Genomic DNA, 25,539 nt, shown 5'->3' with positions numbered 1-25,539 from the left:
GAATCCCTCCTATATATAGAAAAAAGGTCGAACGGAAAAACACCGCTCGACCTCTCGTCTTACTCATTCACATTCGACGATTCGTCAGGTTCAGGTGCTTCATCCTCAAACCCATTCTCCAAATCGACTGCTAATTCCTCTTCTAATTCATCTTTTTTCAGTTTAGCGATAGTCGCTAAACGATCGCCTTCTTCAATGTTCATCACTTTTACACCACGTGTGCTTCGACCCATCTGAGAAATCGTTTGCGAATCGATACGAATCGCGACCCCATGTTCTGTCATCAACATAATGTCATCATCTTCATCTACGACACGCATACCAACGACTGTCCCACGGTCTGTCTTGATTCCAATGATTCCGGAACCACCACGACCTTGTGTGCGGAATTGCTCCATGGCCGTACGTTTTCCGTATCCTTTTTCCGTGATGATCAAGACATCTTGTGTTGTTCGAACGATTTCCATTGAAACAACCAAATCGTCTTCTTTCTTCAAACGAATCGCGCGTACTCCTCGTGCCGTACGTCCCATCGAGCGAACTTCTCCTTCAAGTGGGAAGCGAATCGACATTCCTTGGCGTGTGACAATCAACATCTCATCATCACTCTTCGCAAGACGGACCGTGACGAGTTCGTCTGTCTCATTCAAGCTAATAGCGCGGAGACCGTTTTTGTTGATTCGAGCGTATGCCGAGAGTGGGGAACGTTTGACCAAGCCCTCTTTTGTGATAAACACAAGAGACAACTGCTCATCTGCCACTTCTTCTGATTCATCCTCTGCCTCTTCTACTACCGTTTGGTTAGCCAAGTAACTGTTGAAATCGACCGGAATCATTGTTTCGACTTTTTCACCCTTGTCGATTTGAAGCAAGTTAATGATTGGCATTCCTTTCGCGGTACGGCTCATCTCAGGAATTTCGTATCCTTTGAGACGGAAGACGCGTCCAAAGTTCGTAAAGAACAGGATGGTATCGTGTGTCGATGCTGAAAGCAAGCGAAGGACGAAATCTTCATCGTTCGTTCCCATTCCTTGTTTTCCACGTCCTCCGCGGCGCTGTGTCCGATAAGAATCCGATGGAATCGATTTGATATAGCCTTCACTCGTGAGCGTGATCATCATGTCACGAACCGGAATCAAATCCTCATCCTCAAGCTCGACGATATCTGTACGAATCACCGTACGACGTGCATCGCCATATCGTTCTTTGATTTCAAGCAGTTCGTTGCGGATAATATCGAGGAGCAACTCCTCATCTCCAAGAATCGCACGAAGTTCTTCAATCAACGCTTTCACTTCACGATATTCGCCTTCAATCTTCTCACGTTCCAATCCAGTCAAGCGTTGGAGGCGCATATCTAAGATTGCTTGCGTCTGTTCAGTCGAAAGTCCAAAACGGGCAATCAACTTTTCACGAGCCTCGTCACCTGTACGCGTACTACGGATGATGGCGATAACTTCATCCAAGTGATCCAAGGCAACACGAAGACCCTCTAAAATGTGAGCACGTGCTTCCGCTTTGTCCAAATCGAATTGCGTACGACGACGTACGACCTCTTTTTGGTGTTCGATGTAGTAATAAATCGCTTGTTTGATGTTCAACGTTTTTGGACGACCGCCTACAAGGGCGAGCATGTTGACCCCGAACGTCGTTTGCATCGGTGTTTGTTTGTATAAATTGTTTAAGATGACACTCGCATTCGCGTCGCGGCGAACCTCAATGACGATTCGCATCCCGTTCCGGTCCGATTCATCTCGTAAGTCTGTGATGCCCTCAATCTTTTTATCGCGGACCAAGTCGGCAATCTTTTCAACGAGACGTGCTTTGTTGACTTGGTAAGGAATCTCGTGCACGAGAATGCGCTCACGGCCATTTTTCAACGTCTCGATTTCGGCTTTCGCACGCATCGTAATCGACCCACGTCCGGTTTCATACGCACGACGAATTCCGCTACGTCCCAAAATCTCTCCCGCTGTCGGGAAGTCAGGACCTGGGATGTGTTGCATCAATTCAGCAATCGTAATGTCTGGATTGTGAGAAAGGGCCAAGACGCCATCGATGACTTCGTTCAAGTTATGTGGTGGAACGTTTGTCGCCATCCCAACGGCAATCCCGCTCGTTCCGTTCACAAGGAAGTTTGGGAATCGAGCCGGGAGTACGACCGGTTCTTTTTCTTCCCCATCGAAGTTCGGTTGATAATCGATTGTGTTTTTTCCGATGTCTCGTACGAGTTCCATCGCAATTTTAGACATCCGTGCCTCGGTATAACGCATCGCAGCGGCTGAATCACCATCGACTGAACCAAAGTTCCCGTGACCGTCGACTAATTCATAACGATAACTGAAATCTTGAGCCATACGGACCATTGTCTCGTAAACGGCTGAATCACCGTGAGGGTGGTACTTACCGATTACATCCCCGACGACGCGCGCCGACTTTTTATGTGGCTTGTCCGCACGAATCCCAAGCTCGTTCATCGCATATAAAATACGACGGTGAACCGGCTTCAATCCATCTCGCACGTCCGGAAGGGCACGTGATACGATGACACTCATCGCATAGTCCATGAATGACGTCCGCATCTCTTGGCTAATATTTATATCCTTGATATTTTCTTGTTCTGCCATTCGTTATTGCCTACCCTTCTTATTAAATATCGAGGTTCTTCACGTAATGGGCGTGAGATTGAATAAAGTCACGGCGTGGCTCGACGTTGTCCCCCATGAGTGTTTCGAAGATTTCATCCGCTTCAATCGCATCTTGAAGGTCGACACGGAGCATCGAACGCGTTTCTGGGTTCATTGTCGTATTCCATAACTGCTCAGGGTCCATTTCTCCAAGACCCTTGTAACGTTGAACGCTATAACGTGCATTTTCAGGAAGTTGTGCAATCGCAGCTTGCAACTCACGCTCGTTTTGAACGTAGGTTGTTTCTTTACCATGCTTCACACCATAGAGCGGTGGTTGTGCGATATAAACATATCCACTTTCAACGAGTGGACGCATATAACGATAGAAGAACGTCAACAATAGCGTCCGAATGTGTGCACCATCGACATCGGCATCGGTCATGATAATCAATTTGTGATAGCGCGCTTTCGATAAATCGAACTCGTCCGCAATCCCTGTTCCAAGAGCCGTGATGATCGTCCGGACTTCTTGGTTGGCCAAAATCTTATCAAGACGTGCTTTCTCGACGTTGATGATTTTACCTCTAATCGGCAAAATCGCTTGGAAATGACGGTCACGTCCAGACTTCGCTGAACCACCCGCCGAGTCACCCTCGACGATGTACAATTCAGACTTCGATGCGTCTTTTGAAGAACAGTCGGCCAATTTCCCTGGCAATGAACTGACTTCGAGTATTCCTTTACGACGCGTCATCTCTCGTGCCCGCTTCGCTGCAAGGCGTGCGCGTGCCGCCATCAAACCTTTATCGACAATGAGACGACCGACCGATGGGTTCTCGAGCAGGAATTGTTCGAACGTATCGCTGAACAACGTGTCCGTTGCCGTCCGTGCATCGGCATTCCCGAGTTTAGTTTTCGTTTGCCCTTCAAATTGAGGAGAAGGGTGTTTGACCGAGACAATCGCCGTCAATCCTTCACGGACATCGTCTCCGGAAAGACTACCATCGGCTTCTTTCATCAATCCGAACCGTTTCGCATAATCGTTGATGGAACGTGTGAGGGCTGTTTTAAATCCAGTCTCGTGTGTTCCCCCCTCATGCGTCGGAATATTGTTCGTGAACGAATAGATGTTACTAGCAAAACCTTCGTTGTACTGAAGTGCAATTTCCACTTCGATTCCATCTTTTGTACCGTGTACATACACAGGTTCTTCATGAATCGAAGCTTTCGAACGGTTCAAGTGCTCAACGTAAGATTTGATTCCACCCTCATAGTGATAATTACGCTCGATCGTCTCATCACTACGATCATCTTTTGCAACGATTCGTAGTCCCTTATTCAAAAAGGCAAGCTCACGTAGACGTGTCGCCAACAGATCAAAGTCATACTCGAGAGTTTCTTGGAAGATGTCCCCGTCTGGGAAGAAGCGGACAGTCGTCCCTGTCGTATCTGTCGTCCCGACGATCTCGAGTTCACCCTGTGGAACACCTCGCTTAAACGCTTGGTAATACACATTTCCATCGCGACGAACGAACACTTCAAGCTTTGTCGATAAGGCGTTAACAACCGACGCCCCGACACCGTGAAGACCTCCAGATACTTTATATCCGCCACCGCCGAACTTACCACCCGCATGCAACACTGTGAATATAACTTCAACGGCAGGTCTACCTGTTTTCTTTTGAACGTCGACTGGAATTCCGCGCCCATTATCTTCGACAACAATCGAGTTTCCTGGCTCAATCGTCACTGTGATTGTGTCACAGTAACCTGCAAGCGCCTCATCGATGGAGTTATCGACAATTTCCCATACTAAATGGTGGAGACCGCGAGAGCTTGTGGAACCGATATACATCCCTGGACGTTTACGAACAGCTTCTAAGCCTTCAAGGACTTGAATCTGATCGGCGCCGTACGCTTGCAATTCTTTTTCATTTTCATTACTCATCGGTTATTTTCACCTACTATACATGTTTTGGTGTTCCTTTTTGACACGATCACATTGACTCTATTTCAACTTCACCTTGTTTCACGTGAAACACTTTGGCTTGTTGAATCGTTTCATGTGCAATCCCATCAATGTTTGTTGTTGTCAAAATTGTTTGTACTTTCCGTCCCATCGTATCAAGGAGATGGGTTTGGCGATGATCGTCAAGCTCAGATAACACATCGTCTAATAACAACAGAGGATACTCGCCTACTTCTTCATGAATCAACTCAATTTCAGCTAGCTTCAATGACAAGGCCGCCGTTCGTTGCTGACCTTGTGAACCGAACGTTTGAACATTTCGATTGTTGACGTACAATTCAAAATCGTCGCGATGTGGACCAAACAAGGTCACACCTCTTCGTCGTTCGTTCTCTCTTATTTTATCAAACTTTTGACGATACGTTTCAAACATCTGTTCTTTTGAGAAGCGTTCTTTTTGGAACGTATCCGAAACGTATTGAATTGTCAGTGTTTCCAGTTCTCTCGTAATCCCAGAATGAATCGGATTAGCCCATTTTTCGAGCTGGTCGATGAAATGATAGCGTCTCATCACGATTTTCACAGCGAGTTCAATCAATTGATCCGTTAACACCTCGAGTAACGTCTCATCGCCACCTTTTGCAGATAACTGCTTCAACAAGGCGTTTCGCTGTTTCAGCGTCTTCAAGTATTGATTGAGTTCATGTAAGTACACCGGACTGACCTGACCGATTTCCATATCTAAAAATCGCCGTCTCCCTTGTGGACTGCCTTTCACGATGGCTAAGTCTTCAGGCGCGAACAAGACGACGTTAAATGCGCCGACATAGTCACTGAGACGACGTTGTTCTAAATGATTGAGCTTTGCTTTCTTTCCTTTAGGAGAAAATGAGAGACTTTGTACTGCTTCACCAGTACGTTTATGAATCCGTCCTTCGATACTCGCAGCGTCAGCTTCCCATCCGATTAATTCACGGTCTTGTGTCGTCCGATGCGATTTCGCCAGCGCAAGTACGTAAATCGATTCGAGAAGATTCGTTTTCCCTTGGGCATTCTCACCAATTAGAACATTTGTCTGTTCTGAAAAATCTAGCTCGAGGGTTTCGTAGTTGCGATAGTTTTGCAATCGGATCGACTTTAAGTACACGTCAATTTCCCTCGATTTGATATTCCCCGAAGCCTTCGACTTCGATTGTATCTCCATCTCTTAATTTACGGCCACGGCGTTGATCTTGCTCACCGTTTACTTTAATCATGACATCCTCTAAAAAGAACTTCGCTTGTCCCCCACTCGAGATGATGTCTGCTAATTTTAAAAATTGTCCGAGTGTCACATACTCGGTTGTAATCGACACTTTTTCCATGTCGTCACTCCCTTTCCCATATGCTGATCTGAAAAAATCGCCATACATATTAGTTTATCGAAAATCGTCGAATAAGGCAAAAAGAGGGATGATAAGGTAAGACACCTCATCATCCCTATCCGCAGCTTACGATGTACGGACTGGCAAAATCAGTTGAAGAACGCTATCTTGTTCAACCGGTCGTAAAATGAACGGTCGCATCGAACCAGTGAACTGGATTTCGATTTCAGATGCATCGAGTGCCCGAAGTGCGTCCATCACGAATTTTGAGTTAAAGGAAATTTTTAGTTCTTCCCCTTCAAGCGATAAAATACTGACACGTTCAGACACTTTCCCGACTTCTGGTGAGTGTGAAGACACTTCAACTGCCGTTGTATCTTCCGCTACAAATTTAATGACGTTGTTGCGGTCTGCACGTGCCAAGAGTGAAGCACGATCAATGGCTTGTAAGAATTCTTTCGCGTTCATGCGTACCGCAGTACGATATTCTTCTGGAATGAGACGTGACGTATCAGGATACGCACCGTCTAACAAGCGAGAGAAGAATGAGATGTTCTTCATTCGGAACAAAATCTGTTGATCTGTGAGGACGATCTCAATCGGTAATTCTTCGCGGTCGAGTAACTTTGCCAATTCGTTAAGTGAACGACCTGGAACGACGACATTTTGGAACGTTAAATCATTATCCGTCTCAAAGCGGGCACGACGAAGTGCCAATCGGTGACTGTCCGTTGCGACACATGTAAGGAATCCTTTCTCAGCTGAGAAGTTGACTCCAGTTAATACTGGGCGTGTCTCTTGTGATGAAACAGCAAAACTCGTTTGACGAATGATCGTCTTCAAAAGATCGGCCGGTAAGTAGAACCGACGGTCACTTGCAAGTTCCGGTAGACGAGGGTATTCGTCCGGGTCGAGTCCATTCAAGTGAAACTCCGCCTGTCCAGACTCAATTCGAGTCATGAAGTTCGGAGATACTTCGAGGGTGACTTCATTTGTCGGTAACTTCTTCACGATTTCTCCTAAGAAGCGGGCGTTTAAAACGACACTTCCGGCACGTTGAATTTGAATGAGTTCAATTCCACCCTCTTCGATTGGAATCAAGCGTTCAATCGAAATTTCGGTGTCACTTCCTGTCAGTGTCAAACCGTCCGCATGTGCTTCAAGTTTTAATCCTGTCAAAATTGGAATTGTTGTACGTGAAGCCACAGCTTTTGATACATCTTGTACTGCTTGCATAAATACATCTCGTTGAATCGTTAAATGCATGTGGATAATTCCTCCTAAGGTGAAATGAGTCAATTTCCTAATGATAATAATAGTATTAATTAAGTCATAATAGTAGTAAGGGCTGTGGATACTGGGGATAAGTCCCTTTAAGCCTACGTATAAAGCCATTCCGCTTGTGAATAACTTGTGGATAACTAAGGTGGTTTATCCACAGGATATCCACAGAGAATTCTTCATTAGTTAGACAGTGCCTTTTTCAACGTTTGAATCGTCTCTTGCATTTCCACATCGTTTTTCAGGAGTGTACTAATCTTTTCATGGGCATGAATCACAGTCGTATGATCGCGTCCTCCGAACTCCTCCCCGATTTTAGGCAATGAACTCTCCGTCATCTCTCGAGACAAATACATCGCAATCTGGCGTGGAAATGCCAGTGTTTTAGTACGCTTTTTCGAATTTAATTCTTCTACTTGAATGTTGAAGTGTTGACTGACAATTTCTTGAATGTCACGAATGACTATCTTCTTCGCTTCCTGAACGGGCATGATATTATGAAGCGCTTCAGCTGCAACGTCCGGGTCAATTGGTCGTCCGACTAGTTTTGCGTAAGCGACGACACGTGTCAATGCCCCTTCTAGCTCACGAATGTTCGTATCGATTTGATTAGCGATATAAAGCATGACTTCATTAGAGATATCAAGACCTTCAGCAGTCGCTTTTTTACGAAGAATCGCAATACGTGTCTCGAGGTCTGGCGGCGTGATATCCGTAATCAGCCCCCATTCGAAACGCGAGCGCAGCCGATCTTCTAATGTTGGAATTTCTTTCGGTGGTCGATCACTTGAAATCACAATTTGTTTTTGATCGTTGTGTAACGCGTTGAAAGTGTGGAAAAACTCTTCCTGAGTCTGCTCTTTCCCTGCTAAGAACTGAATATCATCAATGAGCAGCACATCGATATTCCGATAGCGATTACGGAACTCACCGGTTTTGTTGTCCCGGATCGAGTTGATAAATTCGTTCGTAAATTTTTCAGAGGAAACATAGGCAATTCGAGCTCCCGGTTTTTGAGCTTTTACGTAATGACCGATTGCATGCATCAAATGCGTCTTCCCAAGTCCGACGCCTCCATAAATGAATAGTGGATTATACGCGCGTGCAGGTGCTTCGGCGACAGCGAGAGATGCTGCATGGGCAAATCGGTTCCCTGAGCCGATGACAAATGTCTCGAAAATGTATTTGTCATTCAGTTGTCCAAGATCCCCTTCCTCTTTTGAAGGTAATGGTAAGGGTTGTTCTTTTGTTTCTGTCACAGCAATTGATTCGTGAGATCCATCAGCTGGAGCATACTTGTGTGCTTGAGATTCTTCAATAAAATGAATTTCAAGTTTGTTATTTGTGATCTCTTCGACTGTATCTTGTAAAAGAGATAGATACTGCCGCTCTAACCATGTAACGATAAAACTAGCAGGTGCCGACACGACGAGTGTCGTTCCCATCAAGGATATTCCTTCGGTTGATTTTAACCACATATCAAAACTAGCTTTTGGCGTTCGTTCTTCTTCTTCGATTACCGATAAGACATTTCTCCAAATCTCGCGAGCATTCTTCAATAAAAGACCTCCTTTACTCACATGTTAGGTAAAACTTATTCACACGATATACACATACACTATTTTATAGTAGAAACTAGGGTTATCCCCAGAGAACAAAAACTGTGGATAAAGTTATCCACATGGTGTTCATTATGGGGATAACACTTATCCACAGTCTGTGTATATCTTGGAATCACGAATTGTTCATCCACAAGTTTGTGCACATTCAGTTTAGCAAAATAAAATAGACGTGGCAATGCTTTTTGGTATTTATCCACAGATTAAGAAAAGTATCCACACCCACTTATCCACATGCTGTGTAGTTTGTGGATAACATGTGGATATGTTGTGGATAACGACGTATTCGTGTATGAAAGAATAAAAAAGTTATACACAAAAGAGGAAGAAGGGAACTGTAGAAATGTTTTTGTAAAAGAAGAAAATGAAAAAATGAAGAATTTAATTATGAAAAAAGAGGAGTTATTCACATATAAATGTGGATAACTTCGAGTGATTGTGGATAAAATGGCTCAACATCAATATGTATAAAGACCGTTTATAAAATGTGTAAAGGTTGTGTATGAATTTTTCCTCTACTAGCATATGAACTAGATCAATTTCACCTTCAAGTAGAGATTCCAGAACGCTTCATTCGTTGAATTCGAAAACTGCTCGAAAATACATTGACAATTGGTGAAACGATTTATATAATCTTAAAGACTGCCTTAAATGAAACTATAACTTGCTAATAGAGCGTTAATCTTGAGGAGGTGCTGTAACCATGAAACCAACTTTCAATCCTAACAACCGTAAGCGTAAGAAAGTCCACGGATTCCGTGCACGCATGGCGACTAAAAACGGTCGTAACATTCTTGCTGCTCGTCGTCGTAAAGGCCGCAAAGCCTTGACTGTATAATTTCGAATAAAAATTGCCCGGGGATCCTGTCCTCGGGCAATTTTTTAGTTCGTCACAGAAACGTAGCATTTCATCGATTCTCCCTCGTTCAAATGATGCGGATATGATATGATGTTAGTTGACGATTTTTGAAGCGAAGGATGGAGTGAGAATTTTGAAAAAAGAATACCGCCTGCAAAAGAATGAAGAGTTCCAAGCGGTGTTTCGCGAAGGACGCTCCGTGGCCAATCGTCAGTTTGTCGTCTACACGCTCAAAGCGGATCAAGCGCATTTCAGAGTGGGCCTTTCCGTCAGTAAAAAGCTTGGCAATTCTGTGGAACGGAACCGTATGAAACGATTGATGCGTGAGTCGCTTCGATTGCTCGAACCAAACGTTGCACCAAATGATTATGTCATCATCGCCCGGAAGCCTGCGACTGCATTAACGCAGTCGGAAGTGACCGAGAGTTTGAAACACGTATTCAAACGGTCGAAAGTTTGGCAAAAGCAAGGCCGGTGACCATGACAATCTGAATTTGTTCTCTCATATAATCAGAGTCTTATAAGATTGCCCGATCGACGTGTGCGTTAAAAAAGAATTGATAATGAAAGTGTAGGAGGAACTATGAGCAAAAAGCTAAAATTAGGATTACTCGCTGCCATGACTGCGGTCATCATGCTGATGGCAGGCTGTGTGGATCCGTCTACCATCCAAGCCGAACCAGTTACGGCTGACACAGAAGGTTTTTGGTCGAAGTACTTTGTATGGCCGCTCGCATGGCTTTTGAAGGAAGTTGCTTACTTAGTAGGTGGCCCTTGGCAATACGGGATTTCAATCATCATTGCGACAATCATCGTTCGTTTGTTGATTCTCCCACTCATGATCAAGCAGACGAAGAGTATGGGGGCAATGCAAGTGTTGCAACCAGAAATGCTGAAGCTTCGTGAAAAGTACAGCTCGAAAGACCAAGAAACACAACGTAAACTCCAAGAAGAGATGATGAAACTTTATCAAGAGTATCAAATCAACCCGCTCGCAGGGTGTTTGCCAATCTTGATTCAAATGCCAATTCTCTTCGCGTTCTATGATGCGATTCGTCGTACACCTGAGATTTTTGAGGCGAACTTCTTATGGTTTGACCTCGGTGCTCCGGATCCGACATTTGTTTTGCCAATTTTAGCGGCAATCTTGACGTTTGCACAACAAAAAATCTCAATGGCGGGTCAAGAACAGAACCCACAATTGAAGATGATGCTCTATATCTTCCCGGTCATGATCTTTATCATGTCAATCAACCTTCCAGCTGCCCTCTCATTGTACTGGGTAGTCGGATATATCATCTCAATCATCGTCACGATGGCAATCATGCTCCCGATGCGTGAGAAGATGAAGGTAGCAGCAGAAGCGAAAATCGCTGCGAAAGAAGCAGAGCGTGCAGCTCTTGCTGAAGAAGAAAAGAAAAACAAAAAGAAAAAGCGTAAATAATCATTAAGCTGGGTGTCTCATGACACTCAGCTTTTTTTTGTGGGGTTGCGTGTCGATGAGACGGGAATACAGAAAGAAAGGAATAAAAAAAGGAGGTGTAGAAAAATGGAAGCATTCATTCACCGCTTGGAGCGATCGACATTATGGCAAGCTGTCATTTATTTTGTGCTCGGTGTTCTTATTCTGCTGTACCCTCGATTTTTCTTTGATGTTATGGTGTATGTGATTGCTGGATATTTGGCCATTATGGGTATATGGATGGTTTTTCAAGGCATCCGCAGACGACAGGAAGGTTTACCACCATCTTTCTTTATGGGGGTAATTTATTTGATATTGGGGGCGATTGTCTTCTTCTTTGCAGAGACGTTAGCGAGCCTTCTTCCGATTTTAATCGGAGCACTGTTTTTATTTGGTGGAATCATTCGCCTGATTCAAGCGCTTGGATACCGTCAATCAATGGCAGGACGATGGCTCTGGTTTTTGATTGGAAGTATATTGTGGATTGGTGTTGGGATTCTCATGTTGACGAATCCATTCAGCAGTCTGCTCGTCCTGTTCCAACTGTTCGGTGGGATTCTCATCGCTATTGCTGTGCTAGAACTCGTTCTCTATTTCACGATTCGCTCGACGAAACGGCAAACACGTTACTAAAGAACAAGCCGCCCTATACACGGGGGCGGCTTGTTTCTCGTTGAATCAACTGTTCCATGAACGGTCCGAATACGTCGTAACCGGGTAATGTCGCGAAGAACGGTTGCTCCTCTTTGAGTCGCTCGATATACATGCGGGCGGCCTTTTCGTGCGAAGCGGGGGTCAATTGGTCATAAAACGAATGTAAATCGATTGTTTGTCGTTGTGCCACATCTTTTAAGCCGAGCGATGCCCGTTCAGGTGTGTGGTGGGCGGCTAACACATATGCGAAATGAACCATCCCTTGCCGAAGCATCTCGGTCGCCCAGATGCCGTTACCTCGATTGCGAGATTTCGTATATTGGAAAAAGAACCAAATCGTATCGAACGCATGCTCACCCGTCGACACATCATCTAACTGCAAAGAACTTTCAAGCGCGCAGAGAAGGTGAGCCGGATCATAGAGCACATGAATCGAGTCTTGATGATTCAACGAATCTTTCGTGACGGTGAACAGGTCGACGTGAAGAAAATCATCGTATACGACAATGAGTTGTGGGGCGACGATGTGAATCTCATCTTTCAACAAGATTGGGCGATACGCAAGGAGGTGCTCGAGACGTCTTGACAGGAAGGATATCTCTTGGTCAGGCTGAACCATTACATAGAGGTCCACATCGGAATGTTCATCTTCTTCTCCTCGACCGAACGAACCTTTCATAAAGACGGCTTGAACCGCTTCGTCCTGCTTAAGTCGTTCGGTGATAACTTGAATCGCTGTCTGTTGTTTCACATTCATACCCTCTCTTCTATGTAAATATATTCCTTTATTGTACGAAAATAATGGGAAGATTCGCAATGACTTTATTGATGGGCGAACGCTTTCGTTCAAGTCGAATATCGTGTATAGTAGGTTCGTTATGCATATGATAGAAGAAGATGTTTAGGTTTGGAGGGAGAAAGATGCTAGAGTTTGACACGATTACAGCGATTTCGACACCGATGGGTGAAGGTGCTATCGGGATTGTCCGATTATCGGGCGATTTGGCGGTCGAAACGGTGAACAATGTGTTTTCTGGAAAAGACTTAACAACAGTCGATTCACATACCATTCATTATGGAACGTTGAAACGTCCTGAAACGGGCGAGGTCGTAGATGAAGTCATGGTCAGTATCATGCGCGCGCCAAAGACGTTTACTCGGGAAGATGTCGTCGAGATCAATTGTCACGGAGGCGTCGTGGCGGTCAATCGTGTCCTTGAGCTCATTCTCGATCAATCCGATATCCGCTTAGCAGAACCGGGCGAGTTCACAAAACGCGCCTTTTTGAATGGTCGTATCGATTTATCTCAAGCAGAAGCGGTCATGGACCTGATTCGAGCGAAGACGGACCGGGCAATGAACGTTGCGATGTCTCAAATGGAAGGACGATTATCACGACTCGTTCGTGAGTTACGCCAACAATTACTCGAGACGATTGCGGCAGTCGAGGTCAACATCGACTATCCGGAATATGATGCAGAAGAGATGACACAGGCCATCGTCGAAGAGAAGGCTGGCGAAGTCAAGCACATCCTTGAGCAGTTGCTTGAGACAGCAAAGCAAGGGAAAATCTTACGTGAAGGTTTGGGCACGGCGATTATCGGGCGACCGAACGTCGGAAAGTCCTCACTCATGAATACGCTTGTTCAAGAGACGAAGGCAATTGTCACAGAAATCGCTGGGACGACGCGTGATACGATTGAGGAATACGTCAATGTGAAAGGCGTTCCGCTCAAATTGATTGATACTGCAGGGATTCGGGAAACAGAAGACATCGTCGAACGAATCGGTGTTGAGAAGTCGAGGAAGGCATTGGAAGCTGCGGACTTGGTCCTTCTCGTCTTGAACGGTCATGAAGGATTGACAGTTGAGGATGAGGCGTTGTTTGAAGCGGTCAAAGACATGAATGCCATCATCATCATCAATAAGACGGACTTGCCACAAAACATGGATTCTTCTAAGCTAGAGAAACTAGCGGCAGGACGTCCGATCGTGGCGACGTCGCTCTTACTAGATGAGGGAATCGATGCGCTTGAAGCGGCCATTGCAAACCTCTTCTTCGCAAAAGGCGTCGAGTCGCAGGATATGACATATATCTCGAACGCTCGACACATTCAGTTAATCAAACGAACGATTGGCCAAATTGATGAGGCGCTCGGCAGTGCCGTCATGAATATGCCGATCGATATGGTCCAAATCGATTTACGTCGTGCGTGGGATACGCTCGGTGAAATCAATGGAGATACCGTACAAGAGAGCTTGATTGACCAGCTCTTTTCACAATTTTGTCTTGGGAAATAATAAGGAGGAACGAATATGGCTTATACGGCAGGCGAATTTGACGTCATCGTCATCGGGGCCGGGCACGCAGGGATCGAAGCGGCACTCGCATCGGCTCGAATGGGTGCGAAAACAGCGATGCTGACGATGAATCCAGACATGGTCGGATTCATGTATTGTAACCCTTCAATCGGTGGACCGGCGAAAGGGATCGTCGTACGTGAAATCGATGCGCTCGGCGGGGAAATGGGTCGTGCGATTGACGCGACATACATTCAAATGAAGATGCTCAACACATCGAAAGGTCCGGCGGTACGTGCGTTACGAGCACAGGCGGACAAATTCCAATACCAAAATCATATGAAGAAAGTGCTAGAAGACGAGCCGAATTTACTTCTTCGTCAGGCACTCGTTGAACGCTTGTTGATTGAGGACGGGGTAGTACGCGGCGTGGTAACGAACACGGGTTCAGAATATCGCGCGAAAGCTGTCATCGTCACAACGGGAACGTTCATGCGTGGTCAAATCATCATCGGTGAATTGGCTTATGAAAGCGGTCCGAACAACCAAATGCCATCGGTCGAGCTGTCGAAGCATCTAGAAGAGCTCGGTCTCGACTTGGTTCGATTCAAAACGGGGACACCGCCACGAATCGACGGAAAAACGATTGATTACTCAAAAACAGAGATTCAACCGGGGGATGAGAATCCATCATTCTTCTCGTACACATCGACGGATTTGAACCCGATCGAACAAATTCCATGCTGGCTCACATACACGAGTGAGCGCACGCATCAATTGATTGATGAGAACCTCCATCGTTCACCGATGTATTCGGGCGCGATCAAAGGGACGGGACCACGTTATTGCCCATCGATTGAAGATAAGGTCGTTCGATTTAACGATAAACCGCGTCACCAAATCTTCTTGGAGCCAGAAGGTCGCGACACAGAAGAAATTTACGTCCAAGGCTTCTCGACGAGTATGCCAGAAGACGTGCAACATCAAATGCTTCGGACAATCCCAGGTCTTGAAAACTCAGAGATGATGCGTCCGGGTTATGCGATCGAGTACGATGCGGTCGTACCGACTCAACTTTGGCCAACTCTCGAAACAAAAGCAGTCCCAGGCCTTTTCACAGCAGGACAGATCAACGGGACGAGTGGTTACGAAGAAGCGGCCGGACAAGGCATCATGGCGGGAATCAACGCCGCATGCAAAGTGCTCGGTAAAGAGTCTGTCATCTTGGACCGTTCGCAAGCGTATATCGGCGTCTTGATCGATGACCTCGTGACGAAAGGGACGAACGAACCGTATCGTCTACTCACTTCGCGTGCCGAATATCGTCTCTTGTTGCGTCATGACAACGCGGACTTGCGACTTAGCGACATCGGGTATGAGATCGGATTACTTTCAGAAGATCGTCATGCCCACCTCAACGAGAAGCGTGTAGCGATTGAAAAAGAAGTGAAGCGACTTGCGTCACTTGTCGTTAAATCGACACCTGAAGTCAATGCGATGCTCGAATCACTCGGTGCACACCCGCTCAAAGAAGCGACGCATGCCAACATCTTGTTGAAACGTCCGGAAGTATCTTATGAAGCGCTCATGACGGTCGTTCCATCAACAGAAGAATTGTCGTTTGAAGTGAAAGAGCAAGTTGAGATTCAAGTGAAGTATGAAGGCTATATTTCCAAACAGCTTGAACAAGTCGAGAAGATGCGTCGTATGGAAGAAAAACGAATCCCAGAAAACTTGGATTACGATGCAATCGGTGGTCTCGCGACAGAAGCAAAACAAAAACTAAAACAAGTTCGTCCCCTTTCGATCGGACAAGCGTCACGCATCTCAGGCGTAAACCCGGCAGACGTGTCAATCTTGCTCGTCTACATCGAACAAGGACAATACGCAACGGTGGAGTGAAACGATGAACGAATCTCAATTTATTGAAGCGTTACGAGCTGAAGGGTTTGAATTGAATGAGACACAACTCACTCAGTTCAAACGCTACTTCGAAATGCTTGTCGAATGGAACGAAAAAATGAATTTAACAGCCATCACAGATCAGGAAGAAGTGTATTTGAAACACTTTTATGATTCGCTCAGCGCAGCGTTTCACTTCGATTTCACGAAAGTCGAAACGGTATGTGATGTCGGGGCGGGGGCGGGATTCCCGAGTCTTCCTCTTAAAATTTTATTTCCGCACTTACACGTCACAATCATCGATTCATTGAATAAGCGCATCACGTTCTTGAACGAGTTGGCCCTTGCCCTCGGACTTGAGGGTGTCGCTTTCCATCATGGTCGCGCCGAAGAGTTCGGGAAAAATAAAAAGTTCCGTGAACAGTTTGATGTCGTCACAGCGCGTGCGGTTGCCCGCATGACCGTGTTGGCGGAATATTGTTTACCACTCGCGAAAGTAGGCGGAAGCTTCGTCGCGCTTAAAGCGGCCAAGGTTTCTGACGAGATGGCAGATGCCAAAAACGCTTTAGCTGTTCTAGGCGGAAAAGAAAAATCGACACACCAGTTCCTATTGCCAGGAGAGATGAGTGAGCGTAATATCGTAGTTGTAGATAAACTACGAAAAACGCCCGGGAAATATCCGCGTAAAGCGGGGACGCCGGCGAAAGAGCCACTTATCTGATGATGTCGTTTCACGTGAAACAAAAGCAGATTCCAGTGGTGGAGTCTGCTTATTTTTTTACATAAAAAGGGGTGCCCGACGTTGAAGAATAGATTTGCGAAATTGTTCGGTGTGAATCGAAAAGACGAAGTTGCCGTGACTCAGATTGCGGAAGTTCGAGCGGATGACACGGTACAGGAACTCTCGTTATCACGATTACGTCCCAATCGTTACCAACCACGTAAAGTGTTTGAACCGGCTAAAATTGAAGAACTGGCAACGACGATTTCGGAACACGGGCTGCTTCAACCAATCGTGGTCCGAAAGGCAGACGGGGACTGCTATGAAATCATTGCCGGAGAGCGTCGCTTCCGAGCGGTGAAATCTCTCGGTTGGTCAGCAATCCCGGCAATCGTTCGCGATATGGACGATGATACGACAGCCGCACTCGCCCTGATTGAAAACTTGCAGCGTGAGCAGTTGAGCCCGATCGAAGAGGCGGAAGCATACGATCGTTTACTTGCCTTGAACGGCTTGACTCAAGATGCGCTCGCGAAGAGTTTAGGGAAGAGTCAGTCGACGATTGCCAATAAGTTGCGTTTGTTGAAATTACCTGAGGATGTAAAACAGTCGCTTCGCGATCGTCGGATCAATGAACGACATGCGCGTGCACTGTTACCGTTAAAAGAAGAAGGATTGCAACTCCAAGTCCTCGCTGAAGTATTGGAGCAAGACTTCAACGTCAAGGAGACGGAAGAGCGAGTCGCCTTTTTGACAACGCCAATCGAGGAAGAAAAGCGTAAGCCAAAAAAACAACGTCGTCGGACGAAGAGTTTTGCGCGCGACACGCGAATCGCCATTAACACGATTCGTGACTCAATCGATTTGATTGGGAAAACAGGGATTGATGTCCAAACTGAAGAAGTAGACGAAGAGGAATTTGTTGAAATTCGAATTCGCATCCCGAAAGCGCGGCCTCAAAAATGAGTCCGTGCTTTTTCATACGATGAAGGAGGTTTGTAGATGGAACGATTAGCCTTAAAATTCATTCGCCCAAACCCGAATCAGCCCCGGAAACAATTTGAGGTGGAAAAACTCGAAGAATTGCGTCAATCGATTGAGCGCTACGGGGTATTACAGCCGATTGTCGTTCGAAAAGCGACTGGATACTATGAAATCATCGCCGGAGAAAGGCGATTTCAGGCTGCGAAACTCGCCGGGCAAGAAGACATTCCCGCTTTAATCGTCACGGCCGACTCGGATCGGGTCATGGAACTAGCTTTGATTGAAAACATACAGCGAGCAGACTTGAACGCGATCGAAGAAGCGGTCGCATATGAACAATTGATGAAGACGCTAGGACTGACGCAACAACAGTTGGCAGACCGTGTCGGGAAAAGTAGAAGCCACGTGACGAACAGCTTACGTTTGCTTCGCTTACCGAGTGCGGTTCAGCACGCGGTCATGGTCGGAGATTTAACGATGGGTCATGCGCGGGCCATTACAGGTGTGAAGTCGGAACAATTGATGGAACAGATCGCAAAACGCGTCATCACCGAGCATTGGACGGTCCGGCGCCTTGAGCGTTACTTACAAAAAGAGCGGACAGAAAAAAAGACGCTGAAGCAATCGAACGCAGATATCGAAGCGGTCGAAGCGGTGCTTGCAGAGCGTCTTCAAATGGATGTATCGATTCGCCCACGCAGAAAAGGGGGCGTGTTGGAACTAAAATACTTTTCACAAGACGACCTCGAACAACTTTTGATGTTGCTGTCTCCTCAAGATTTTGATTCGTCCCGTGACTGACGAAGTCGTGTGATGGCGGCCTCTTCATGATGAAGACGTCCGATGCGTGCATCAAAGTCGACGAACCCGTCTGTAATGAAGCGTGCGAGTTCATAAACGAGATGAAGGCGGGTATTCTGCAAAATCATCATTTCCATGAACCCGCTCACGTTTACGACGGCTTTTATATTATAAGCGCCTACTGCCGGAAGTTCTTTTTGGACACCCGCGCCCGGGGCAAGTGGCCCTTCTGAGAAAAAGACATACCCGACACTCGACAAACGACCGAGGCAAGCATCAATGGCAATAATGAGCGGCTGATGAAAGCGTGTTTGAATCTCATGCAACGTTTCCACCAAGTTAAGCGCATGTACGGGCTTGGTTAACGTGCCGTAAACGTGTAAATTTCGGATGTGACGTTCTTCCAAGAACGTCCCGACGAGGGGACCGAGAGAATCACCGGTCGAACGGTCCGAACCGATGCAAACAAGGACGATGGGGCGATGGGCTTCATTGGCCAACTGTTCATGAAGCTGGTCCGCAAGCAGTCTGGATCCGCTCCGCTCAGTGTGTTCAATGAAGAAGGAGTATGGTTTATGAGGTTTTAAGCGAAACGGCATGAATCTCATCCTCTCTTCTAAGCTGCCTATTCCTAGTTGCGATGGGGGATTGATCTCGTATTAAACCATTCCCAAAAGTGGAAAACATCTAAACTTCCGAATGCAGTGTTTGAGAAAAGTCACGAAATGTGTTTTGATAATTTAGAATCTACGACTTTTGAGGTGAAAAGATGGCTTCGCAAAATACAGAAAAAGATTTAAACACGGTTGCGGATGAAACGATTGATAGCGTGAACCGATTCGTGGAATATTTCAAAGATACGGACATGTGGATTGGGCTTGGGATTAAACTCGCCGGTGTGGCGCTCATTATCCTTGGTTTATACATCGCGACAAGAATCTTGACCACGATGGTGGAACGCGTGTTTACGCTCCGAAAAATAAAAGAAAATGACATTGTCGCACAACGACAGAACGAAACGTTATTGAAACTGGCACAAAATACGATTCGTTATGTCATCGGATTGATCATGGTCCTGACGGTGCTTGGGCAATTCGGCGTAAATATTGCCGGGTTGATCGCTTCGGCCGGTGTGGCAGGTCTCGCTATTTCATTTGGTGCCCAAAGTTTGGTGAAAGACGTCATCACCGGTGCGTTCATCATTTTTGAAAACCAGTATAAAAATGGGGATTACGTCAGCCTGAACCAAGAAGTTGAAGGGATCGTCATCGAAGTCGGCATCCGGACGACAAAGTTAAAAGGATTGAACGGACAAGTATCCATTATTCCGAACGGACAGATCATGCAAGTGACGAACTACTCACTTGAAAACAGTGTGGCGGTCGTCGATGTTGGTGTTGCTTATGAAGAAGACATGGAACGCGTTGAATCGGCGATTAAAGAAATCGCAAAAGAAGTTGAGGCAAAATATCATGACCTCTTCATCGAACCGATTACCCTCGCTGGCGTGCAATCGCTCGGGGCTTCAGAGGTCGTCTATCGCTTGATGGCAGAAGTACCACCGACACAACATTTCACAGCCGGCCGGATTCTTCATAAAGAATTGAAAGCCGGATTTGACAAACGCAATATTGAAATTCCGTATCCACGTACGGTTATGTTACCCCCTAACCCGACTCCTAAAGGAGGAGAAGTAGAAAATGCACAGTAAAACTTATGCGTTGAACGATATTGTGGAAATGAAAAAACCACATGCCTGCAAGACGAATCGCTGGCAAATCACACGTGTAGGGATGGACATTCGCATCAAATGTCAAGGTTGTGGAGCAAGTGTGCTCATGCAACGCCGGGACTTTGATAAGCGATTCAAGAAAGTGCTTGAGCAAGGCAACGCCGCGGAATAAGCGGCGTTTTTCTTTAGGTTATGAACGTGAGTTGCGGTTTAATCGTGGACTATCTATAATTGTGAAGGATGTGACGGTGTGGTGTACTGAATGTACCCACTCCACAGACGGTTTAACATTTCCCGGGAAACACCGGATGAGGAGGAACTATTAGTGGGATTAACAGCAGGAATTGTCGGATTGCCAAACGTCGGGAAATCGACATTGTTTAATGCGATTACACAAGCAGGAGTCGAAGCGGCTAACTATCCGTTCGCGACGATCGACCCGAATGTCGGCGTCGTAGAAGTACCAGATGCACGCCTTGATCGATTGACAGAACTCGTCAAACCAAAAAAGACGGTTCCAACAGCGTTTGAATTTACAGATATCGCCGGAATCGTTAAAGGGGCTTCAAAAGGTGAAGGACTCGGAAACAAGTTCTTAGCGAATATTCGCGAAGTCGATGCAATCTGCCAAGTCGTTCGTTGTTTTGAAGATGAGAACATCACGCACGTCGCGGGTCGTGTCTCACCAATAGACGACATTACGACAATTAACCTTGAATTGATTTTAGCCGACCTCGAGTTAGTTGAAAAACGGATCACACGTGTTCAAAAAATGGTCAAATCAAAAGATAAAGGTGCCGCACAAGAACTTGAGGCACTTGAAATCGTGCAAGCCGTCTTAGAAGAAGAACGTCCTGCCCGTGTCGCAGAGCTCACGGATGACCAATTGGCAATCGTGAAGCACTTCCAACTATTGACGATGAAACCGATGTTGTACGTGGCAAACGTCAGTGAAGAAGAAGTAGCGGATGCGGATGCAAACGAACATGTTCAAGCCGTCCGTGATCACGCGACAACAGAAGGGGCGCAAGTGATTGTCATCTGTGCACGCATCGAAGAAGAAATTTCAGAACTCGAACCTGAAGAACGTCTTGAGTTCTTACAAGATCTCGGCATCGAAGAGTCTGGACTCGATCAATTGATTCGTGCGGCTTATTCGACACTCGGTCTTGCAACGTACTTCACTGCAGGTGAAAAAGAAGTTCGTGCTTGGACGTTCAAACAAGGGATGAAAGCACCACAGTGTGCTGGTGTCATCCACTCAGACTTCGAACGGGGCTTTATTCGTGCCGAAGTCGTCTCATATGACGATCTTTCAACGGCTGGCAATATGACGATGGTAAAAGAACAAGGGAAACTTCGTTCTGAAGGAAAAGAATACGTCTTCCAAGACGGCGATGTTGTCACATTCCGTTTCAACGTATAAGTTGATTTTCGGAAACGTATTGTAAAAGTTAAGTAAGTTTGATAGTATATTATGACGTGAGTAAAACAATTGTTTGCTCCTTGCTCCTGCAATTGGTAGGGGCCGCTAGTCCAAGAGGAGGTGAAAGATAATGCGTAAATACGAACTTCTTTACATTATCCGTCCATCAGTTGATGAGGAAGCGAAGAAAGCTTTAATCGAACGCTTCAACAACGTCATCACTGAAAACGGTGGTACTGTTGAAAAAACAACAGACATGGGTAAACGTCGTCTCGCTTATGAAATCAACAAGATGCGTGAAGGACACTACGTTCTTCTTAACATCGTTGCTGAACCTAAAGCGATCCAAGAAACAGAGCGTCTCATGAAGATCTCTGACGACGTTGTCCGTCAAATGACAACAAAAGACGAGCGTTAATCCTTAACGTTTCGTATCGTGAAAGGGGATCTTGGAGATGATTAACCGAGTTGTGTTAGTTGGTCGATTGACTCGCGATCCGGAAATGCGTTATACGCAGAGCGGAATCGCCGTAACACGCTTTACTCTCGCTTGCGATCGTCCATTTGCTGGGCAGGATGGGAAGCGCGAGACGGACTTTATTGATTGTGTCGTTTGGCGCAAACAAGCAGAGAACGTAGCACAATACTTGAAAAAGGGCAGCATGGCCGGCGTTGACGGTCGCCTTCAAATCAGTAGTTACGAAGGACAAGATGGCCAACGTCGTTACCGGGCAGAAGTAGTCGCCGACAGCGTACGCTTCCTTGAACCACGCGGAGCTTCAGGGCAACGTGAGCAAGCACCATCTGGAGATGTCTTCAGTGGTGGTGAGTCAAGTGGATCAGGATGGGGCGCAGGAGCTGCTTCGACTTCATCTCAGTCCTCAAACCAGTCTTCAAATAAAGGTTTTGATGCAGATCCGTTCTCGGGTGGCAACAAAATTGACTTGTCAGACGATGATTTGCCATTCTAATCATCGTTGACATGAAAAACTAACTTATAAAGGAGGTCTTCACATGGCACGTCGTCCAGGAGGTCGTCGTCGTCGTAAAGTATGTTTCTTTACGTCGAACAACATCACTCATATCGATTATAAAGACGTAGAATTACTCAAACGCTTCGTTTCAGAGCGTGGTAAAATTCTTCCACGTCGTGTGACTGGTACTTCAGCGAAATACCAACGTCCACTTACTGTCGCTATCAAGCGTTCACGTCAAATGGCTTTGCTTCCATACGTTGCAGAGTAATGTTTGACGAACGACTTATCCTTTTGGATAAGTCGTTTTTTTGTATTTCATCTCGTCTGTAAGTGTGTAAGTGAAACCGACGAATATGGTATGATAGAGCAGAAACCTTTACGATTCCATGGGTGAACATTACTCATTTTAGGAGGCATACATGCACAGTGGTGAAGCATTAACATCCGTGAAGAACCAATACGCGCGTCACATGGTTCCATATGTGATTGGAGTCCTTGTCTCGTTAGGATTGGCGTTCTACAATATTGTGGCGGCAATCACCCTGTTTATGGGCACGCTGATTTTCTTCATCTATCAGCAAGTAACAATGCGACGGGAGCGTAAAAATTGGGAACAGTATGTCCTCTCACTCTCTCATCAAATCGAAGAGGTCGGGAAAGAAGCGTTGACGACGATGCCGATTGGAATTTTAGTCTTTGATCAAGACCGGCGCATCAGTTGGTTTAACGAACAATCGCGATTGATCTTCGAACTCGATATGGCGATTGGAGTCCCGCTCGACGCGCTCCATTCTGCATTCGCTGAATTGATTGAAGAGGAAGAGGATGAAGCCACGATTGAAGTAGGCGATCGTGTCTACCGCGTCTACTACAATCAAATACATCAAACCCTTTATTTATTTGACATGACCGAGGAAGCAGAAATTGAGCAAAAGTATGTGCAATCGCAAACAGTCATTGGTATTTTGTACTTGGATAACTATGATGAGATGTCGACTGCAGTGGATGAACAAGTGCGTAGTGAGATCAATCGTCGTGTGACGGTACTTCTCAATCAATGGGCACAGCAGCATCACATCTACATGCGCCGTACAGCGGCGGATCGCTTTTTCCTCGTTATGAACGAGCGAACGTTATCTGAACTTGAAAACAACAGATTCTCAATTTTAGATGAAGTACGTGAAGCGACGAAAGAGCAGAGGATCCCGTTGACGTTATCGATCGGGATTGGATGTGGAGAGACAACGCTAACGGAGCTCGGCAACTTATCTCAGTCAAGTCTAGACCTCGGACTTGGTCGTGGTGGTGACCAGGCTGTTGTCAAACGTCATAACGGAAAAGTACGTTTCTTCGGGGGGAAGACAAACCCGACCGAAAAGCGGACGCGCGTCCGGGCACGTGTCATCTCGAACTCGATGCGTGACTTGATTCGAGAATCGAGTCGAGTTCTCATAATGGGGCATAAGAATCCAGATATGGACTCGCTCGGGGCGTCCATCGGGATTATGAAATTGGCTGAGTTTGTCGGACGTGAGGCGTATGTCGTGATTCCGTCTGGCGAAACGAGTATCGGAATTCAGCGCCTCGTCCAAGAAGTAGAGAACGATGACGCGTTGTATAGCCAGTTCCTAACCGAATATGAAGCACAACCCCTCATTGATGAGCAGACGCTTCTCGTCGTCGTCGATACACACCGTCCATCGCTCGTCATTTCAAAAGATATTCTCTACCGAGCGGAACGAGTCGTCGTCATCGACCATCACCGTCGCGGGGAAGAGTTTATCGAAGATCCGGTCCTCGTTTATATGGAGCCATACGCGTCATCAACATGTGAACTTGTCACGGAGCTGATTGAGTATCAGGCGGGAAGCCGCAAGCTTTCCATTTTGGAAGCGACATCGCTTCTTGCAGGAATCATGGTCGACACGAAAGGATTTACGCTCCGAACAGGCTCGCGTACGTTTGACGCGGCATCTTTCTTGCGAATTCAAGGGGCGGATACGGTTCTCGTACAGCATTTTATGCGCCAGGACCTCGATGCTTATATCGAGCAGTCTCAGATTTTGAGAAACACTGAAATTTATGCAGGCGGCATGGCGATTGCGGTCGCTTCTGACGATGAGGCGCATCATCAAGTGTTGATTGCCCAATCGGCAGACCAACTGTTAAATATGGAAGGCGTGAAAGCATCATTCGTCATCGCGATTTTACCGGATGGACGAACAGGGATTAGCGCAAGATCCCTCGGTGACGTCAATGTTCAAGTCATCATGGAAATGCTTGATGGTGGTGGACATTTGACGAATGCGGCGACGCAGCTCGAAGTGAGTCGCGAACAAGCGAATGCCATGTTGAAAGAGGCAATCGATCATTATGTAACAGATGAAACTGAAGGAGAGGAATTAGAATGAAAGTCATTTTGAAAGTAGATGTAAAAGGGCAAGGAAAAGCTGGAGAAGTGAAAAATGTGGCAGACGCTTACGCGAAAAATGTCTTGTTCAAGAAAAATTTGGCGGTAGAAGCGACACCTGGGAACTTAAAAGCGTTCGCAGCGAAAGAACGTCGTGCCGAAGAGGCCGCAGAAGAAGAGTTGAACGAAGCGAAACAACTAAAAGAGAAGCTTGAAAAAGAGACGATCGCCGTCACGACGAAAGCTGGGGAAGGCGGTCGCGTGTTCGGGTCAGTCACAAGCAAACAAATCGCGGATGTCCTTAAAACAATGGGCTACAAGATTGATAAGCGTAAAATTGAACTCGAGCACCCAATCAAGGCGCTCGGCTTCACGAAAGTGCCTGTGAAGTTGCACCATGACGTCGTCGCGACGTTGAATGTACATGTACAAGAAGCTTGAAGGTGA

25 protein-coding genes are annotated in these 25,539 nt (G+C 46.2%); 17 read left to right on the top strand and 8 right to left on the bottom strand.

The genetic code is table 11. The features are described from left to right. Window positions 1-59: 59 nt before the first annotated feature. The 6 genes from gyrA to dnaA all read right to left on the bottom strand — a co-directional run bounded on the left by gyrA (window position 60) and on the right by dnaA (window position 8,803). Window positions 60-2,627: a DNA gyrase subunit A gene (gene gyrA, locus P400_RS0102560; RefSeq protein WP_026824746.1), complete on the bottom strand. Its 2,568-nt coding sequence runs from the start codon at window positions 2,625-2,627 to the stop codon at window positions 60-62. Between the two features lie 22 nt (window positions 2,628-2,649). Beyond that, complete coding sequence (gene gyrB / locus P400_RS0102555; RefSeq protein ID WP_026824745.1) at window positions 2,650-4,578, bottom strand: DNA topoisomerase (ATP-hydrolyzing) subunit B; 1,929 nt, start codon at window positions 4,576-4,578, stop codon at window positions 2,650-2,652. A 49-nt stretch (window positions 4,579-4,627) separates the two neighbouring features. Beyond that, window positions 4,628-5,746: a DNA replication/repair protein RecF gene (gene recF / locus P400_RS0102550; RefSeq protein ID WP_026824744.1), complete on the bottom strand. Its 1,119-nt coding sequence runs from the start codon at window positions 5,744-5,746 to the stop codon at window positions 4,628-4,630. A 1-nt stretch (window position 5,747) separates the two neighbouring features. Beyond that, the gene (gene yaaA, locus P400_RS0102545) at window positions 5,748-5,963 is read right to left on the bottom strand and encodes a S4 domain-containing protein YaaA (RefSeq protein ID WP_015880213.1); all 216 of its coding nucleotides are present in this window, start codon (window positions 5,961-5,963) and stop codon (window positions 5,748-5,750) included. A 126-nt stretch (window positions 5,964-6,089) separates the two neighbouring features. After that, entirely contained in the window at window positions 6,090-7,229 is a 1,140-nt protein-coding gene (gene dnaN / locus P400_RS0102540) for a DNA polymerase III subunit beta (RefSeq protein WP_026824743.1), read from the bottom strand. 197 nt (window positions 7,230-7,426) lie between these two features. After that, entirely contained in the window at window positions 7,427-8,803 is a 1,377-nt protein-coding gene (gene dnaA / locus P400_RS0102535) for a chromosomal replication initiator protein DnaA (RefSeq protein WP_026824742.1), read from the bottom strand. A gap of 763 nt (window positions 8,804-9,566) precedes the next feature. On the opposite strand from dnaA, the gene rpmH reads away from it, so the two are divergent. From rpmH to P400_RS0102510, 4 genes are all read left to right on the top strand, one after another. Then, a complete protein-coding gene (rpmH, locus tag P400_RS0102525) occupies window positions 9,567-9,701 on the top strand; it encodes a 50S ribosomal protein L34 (RefSeq protein ID WP_015880216.1) in 135 nt (44 codons plus the stop codon). Between the two features lie 154 nt (window positions 9,702-9,855). After that, entirely contained in the window at window positions 9,856-10,200 is a 345-nt protein-coding gene (rnpA, locus tag P400_RS0102520) for a ribonuclease P protein component (RefSeq protein WP_026824741.1), read from the top strand. Window positions 10,201-10,305: 105 nt separating this feature from the next. Then, window positions 10,306-11,166 (top strand): membrane protein insertase YidC, encoded by an 861-nt coding sequence (gene yidC, locus P400_RS0102515; RefSeq protein WP_026824740.1) that lies wholly within the window; start codon window positions 10,306-10,308, stop codon window positions 11,164-11,166. Between the two features lie 105 nt (window positions 11,167-11,271). Continuing rightward, window positions 11,272-11,817: an HdeD family acid-resistance protein gene (locus tag P400_RS0102510; protein ID WP_026824739.1), complete on the top strand. Its 546-nt coding sequence runs from the start codon at window positions 11,272-11,274 to the stop codon at window positions 11,815-11,817. A 13-nt stretch (window positions 11,818-11,830) separates the two neighbouring features. Here the strand turns inward: P400_RS0102510 and P400_RS0102505 are convergent, their stop codons facing one another. Next, a complete protein-coding gene (locus P400_RS0102505) occupies window positions 11,831-12,595 on the bottom strand; it encodes a nucleotidyltransferase domain-containing protein (RefSeq protein WP_235181818.1) in 765 nt (254 codons plus the stop codon). A gap of 164 nt (window positions 12,596-12,759) precedes the next feature. Here P400_RS0102505 and mnmE point away from each other — a divergent pair, with 164 nt between their 5' ends. The 5 genes from mnmE (at window position 12,760) to P400_RS0102480 (ending at window position 18,547) form a co-directional block, all read left to right on the top strand. Continuing rightward, window positions 12,760-14,139, top strand: coding sequence for a tRNA uridine-5-carboxymethylaminomethyl(34) synthesis GTPase MnmE (gene mnmE, locus P400_RS0102500; protein WP_026824737.1), 1,380 nt, complete (start codon window positions 12,760-12,762; stop codon window positions 14,137-14,139). A gap of 15 nt (window positions 14,140-14,154) precedes the next feature. Continuing rightward, window positions 14,155-16,041 (top strand): tRNA uridine-5-carboxymethylaminomethyl(34) synthesis enzyme MnmG, encoded by a 1,887-nt coding sequence (gene mnmG / locus P400_RS0102495; protein ID WP_026824736.1) that lies wholly within the window; start codon window positions 14,155-14,157, stop codon window positions 16,039-16,041. A 4-nt stretch (window positions 16,042-16,045) separates the two neighbouring features. Continuing rightward, on the top strand, window positions 16,046-16,762 hold the full coding sequence (rsmG, locus tag P400_RS0102490) for a 16S rRNA (guanine(527)-N(7))-methyltransferase RsmG (RefSeq protein ID WP_026824735.1): 717 nt from the start codon (window positions 16,046-16,048) through the stop codon (window positions 16,760-16,762). 81 nt (window positions 16,763-16,843) lie between these two features. Further along, window positions 16,844-17,728 carry a nucleoid occlusion protein gene (noc, locus tag P400_RS0102485; RefSeq protein ID WP_015880224.1) on the top strand — a complete coding sequence of 295 codons (885 nt, stop codon included), beginning with the start codon at window positions 16,844-16,846 and terminating at the stop codon, window positions 17,726-17,728. 36 nt (window positions 17,729-17,764) lie between these two features. Next, entirely contained in the window at window positions 17,765-18,547 is a 783-nt protein-coding gene (locus P400_RS0102480) for a ParB/RepB/Spo0J family partition protein (RefSeq protein ID WP_026824734.1), read from the top strand. On the opposite strand, the gene yyaC is transcribed toward P400_RS0102480, so the two are convergent. After that, complete coding sequence (yyaC, locus tag P400_RS0102475) at window positions 18,520-19,146, bottom strand: spore protease YyaC (RefSeq protein WP_026824733.1); 627 nt, start codon at window positions 19,144-19,146, stop codon at window positions 18,520-18,522. The two genes, P400_RS0102480 and yyaC, sit on opposite strands and share 28 nt — an antisense overlap. A gap of 170 nt (window positions 19,147-19,316) precedes the next feature. On the opposite strand from yyaC, the gene P400_RS0102470 reads away from it, so the two are divergent. From P400_RS0102470 to rplI, 8 genes are all read left to right on the top strand, one after another. Next, window positions 19,317-20,258 (top strand): mechanosensitive ion channel family protein, encoded by a 942-nt coding sequence (locus tag P400_RS0102470; protein ID WP_051545930.1) that lies wholly within the window; start codon window positions 19,317-19,319, stop codon window positions 20,256-20,258. Next, the gene (locus P400_RS0102465) at window positions 20,248-20,451 is read left to right on the top strand and encodes a DUF951 domain-containing protein (RefSeq protein ID WP_026824731.1); all 204 of its coding nucleotides are present in this window, start codon (window positions 20,248-20,250) and stop codon (window positions 20,449-20,451) included. Before P400_RS0102470 ends, P400_RS0102465 begins: the two co-directional genes overlap by 11 nt. A 153-nt stretch (window positions 20,452-20,604) precedes the next feature. Further along, window positions 20,605-21,705, top strand: a complete 1,101-nt coding sequence (gene ychF, locus P400_RS0102460) for a redox-regulated ATPase YchF (RefSeq protein WP_026824730.1) — start codon at window positions 20,605-20,607, stop codon at window positions 21,703-21,705. A 130-nt stretch (window positions 21,706-21,835) separates the two neighbouring features. Next, on the top strand, window positions 21,836-22,123 hold the full coding sequence (gene rpsF / locus P400_RS0102455) for a 30S ribosomal protein S6 (RefSeq protein ID WP_026824729.1): 288 nt from the start codon (window positions 21,836-21,838) through the stop codon (window positions 22,121-22,123). A gap of 37 nt (window positions 22,124-22,160) precedes the next feature. After that, window positions 22,161-22,676 carry a single-stranded DNA-binding protein gene (gene ssb, locus P400_RS0102450; protein WP_026824728.1) on the top strand — a complete coding sequence of 172 codons (516 nt, stop codon included), beginning with the start codon at window positions 22,161-22,163 and terminating at the stop codon, window positions 22,674-22,676. 43 nt (window positions 22,677-22,719) lie between these two features. Further along, complete coding sequence (gene rpsR, locus P400_RS0102445; protein WP_015880232.1) at window positions 22,720-22,950, top strand: 30S ribosomal protein S18; 231 nt, start codon at window positions 22,720-22,722, stop codon at window positions 22,948-22,950. Between the two features lie 151 nt (window positions 22,951-23,101). Next, the gene (locus tag P400_RS0102440) at window positions 23,102-25,093 is read left to right on the top strand and encodes a DHH family phosphoesterase (protein ID WP_026824727.1); all 1,992 of its coding nucleotides are present in this window, start codon (window positions 23,102-23,104) and stop codon (window positions 25,091-25,093) included. Beyond that, window positions 25,090-25,533, top strand: coding sequence for a 50S ribosomal protein L9 (gene rplI / locus P400_RS0102435; RefSeq protein ID WP_026824726.1), 444 nt, complete (start codon window positions 25,090-25,092; stop codon window positions 25,531-25,533). The genes P400_RS0102440 and rplI overlap by 4 nt, the downstream gene beginning before the upstream one ends. The last annotated feature ends 6 nt before the right edge of the window (window positions 25,534-25,539 follow it).

The sequence above is a fragment of the Exiguobacterium marinum DSM 16307 genome (assembly GCF_000620845.1).
GTDB lineage: Bacteria > Bacillota > Bacilli > Exiguobacteriales > Exiguobacteriaceae > Exiguobacterium > Exiguobacterium marinum.
Note: the sequence above shows the minus strand (reverse complement) of the source record. Positions and strands in the feature narration are given on the sequence as shown.

What these genes read in the sequence shown, in the direction of transcription:
- gyrA (WP_026824746.1), bottom strand. Translation starts at nt 2,627, where the DNA reads ATGGCAGAACAAGAAAATATCAAGGATATAAATATTAGCCAAGAGATG.
- gyrB (WP_026824745.1), bottom strand. Translation starts at nt 4,578, where the DNA reads ATGAGTAATGAAAATGAAAAAGAATTGCAAGCGTACGGCGCCGATCAG.
- yaaA (WP_015880213.1), bottom strand. Translation starts at nt 5,963, where the DNA reads ATGGAAAAAGTGTCGATTACAACCGAGTATGTGACACTCGGACAATTT.
- dnaN (WP_026824743.1), bottom strand. Translation starts at nt 7,229, where the DNA reads ATGCATTTAACGATTCAACGAGATGTATTTATGCAAGCAGTACAAGAT.
- rpmH (WP_015880216.1), top strand. Translation starts at nt 9,567, where the DNA reads ATGAAACCAACTTTCAATCCTAACAACCGTAAGCGTAAGAAAGTCCAC.
- yidC (WP_026824740.1), top strand. Translation starts at nt 10,306, where the DNA reads ATGAGCAAAAAGCTAAAATTAGGATTACTCGCTGCCATGACTGCGGTC.
- P400_RS0102510 (WP_026824739.1), top strand. Translation starts at nt 11,272, where the DNA reads ATGGAAGCATTCATTCACCGCTTGGAGCGATCGACATTATGGCAAGCT.
- P400_RS0102505 (WP_235181818.1), bottom strand. Translation starts at nt 12,595, where the DNA reads ATGAATGTGAAACAACAGACAGCGATTCAAGTTATCACCGAACGACTT.
- mnmE (WP_026824737.1), top strand. Translation starts at nt 12,760, where the DNA reads ATGCTAGAGTTTGACACGATTACAGCGATTTCGACACCGATGGGTGAA.
- mnmG (WP_026824736.1), top strand. Translation starts at nt 14,155, where the DNA reads ATGGCTTATACGGCAGGCGAATTTGACGTCATCGTCATCGGGGCCGGG.
- rsmG (WP_026824735.1), top strand. Translation starts at nt 16,046, where the DNA reads ATGAACGAATCTCAATTTATTGAAGCGTTACGAGCTGAAGGGTTTGAA.
- P400_RS0102480 (WP_026824734.1), top strand. Translation starts at nt 17,765, where the DNA reads ATGGAACGATTAGCCTTAAAATTCATTCGCCCAAACCCGAATCAGCCC.
- yyaC (WP_026824733.1), bottom strand. Translation starts at nt 19,146, where the DNA reads ATGCCGTTTCGCTTAAAACCTCATAAACCATACTCCTTCTTCATTGAA.
- P400_RS0102470 (WP_051545930.1), top strand. Translation starts at nt 19,317, where the DNA reads ATGGCTTCGCAAAATACAGAAAAAGATTTAAACACGGTTGCGGATGAA.
- P400_RS0102465 (WP_026824731.1), top strand. Translation starts at nt 20,248, where the DNA reads ATGCACAGTAAAACTTATGCGTTGAACGATATTGTGGAAATGAAAAAA.
- rpsF (WP_026824729.1), top strand. Translation starts at nt 21,836, where the DNA reads ATGCGTAAATACGAACTTCTTTACATTATCCGTCCATCAGTTGATGAG.
- ssb (WP_026824728.1), top strand. Translation starts at nt 22,161, where the DNA reads ATGATTAACCGAGTTGTGTTAGTTGGTCGATTGACTCGCGATCCGGAA.
- rpsR (WP_015880232.1), top strand. Translation starts at nt 22,720, where the DNA reads ATGGCACGTCGTCCAGGAGGTCGTCGTCGTCGTAAAGTATGTTTCTTT.
- P400_RS0102440 (WP_026824727.1), top strand. Translation starts at nt 23,102, where the DNA reads ATGCACAGTGGTGAAGCATTAACATCCGTGAAGAACCAATACGCGCGT.
- rplI (WP_026824726.1), top strand. Translation starts at nt 25,090, where the DNA reads ATGAAAGTCATTTTGAAAGTAGATGTAAAAGGGCAAGGAAAAGCTGGA.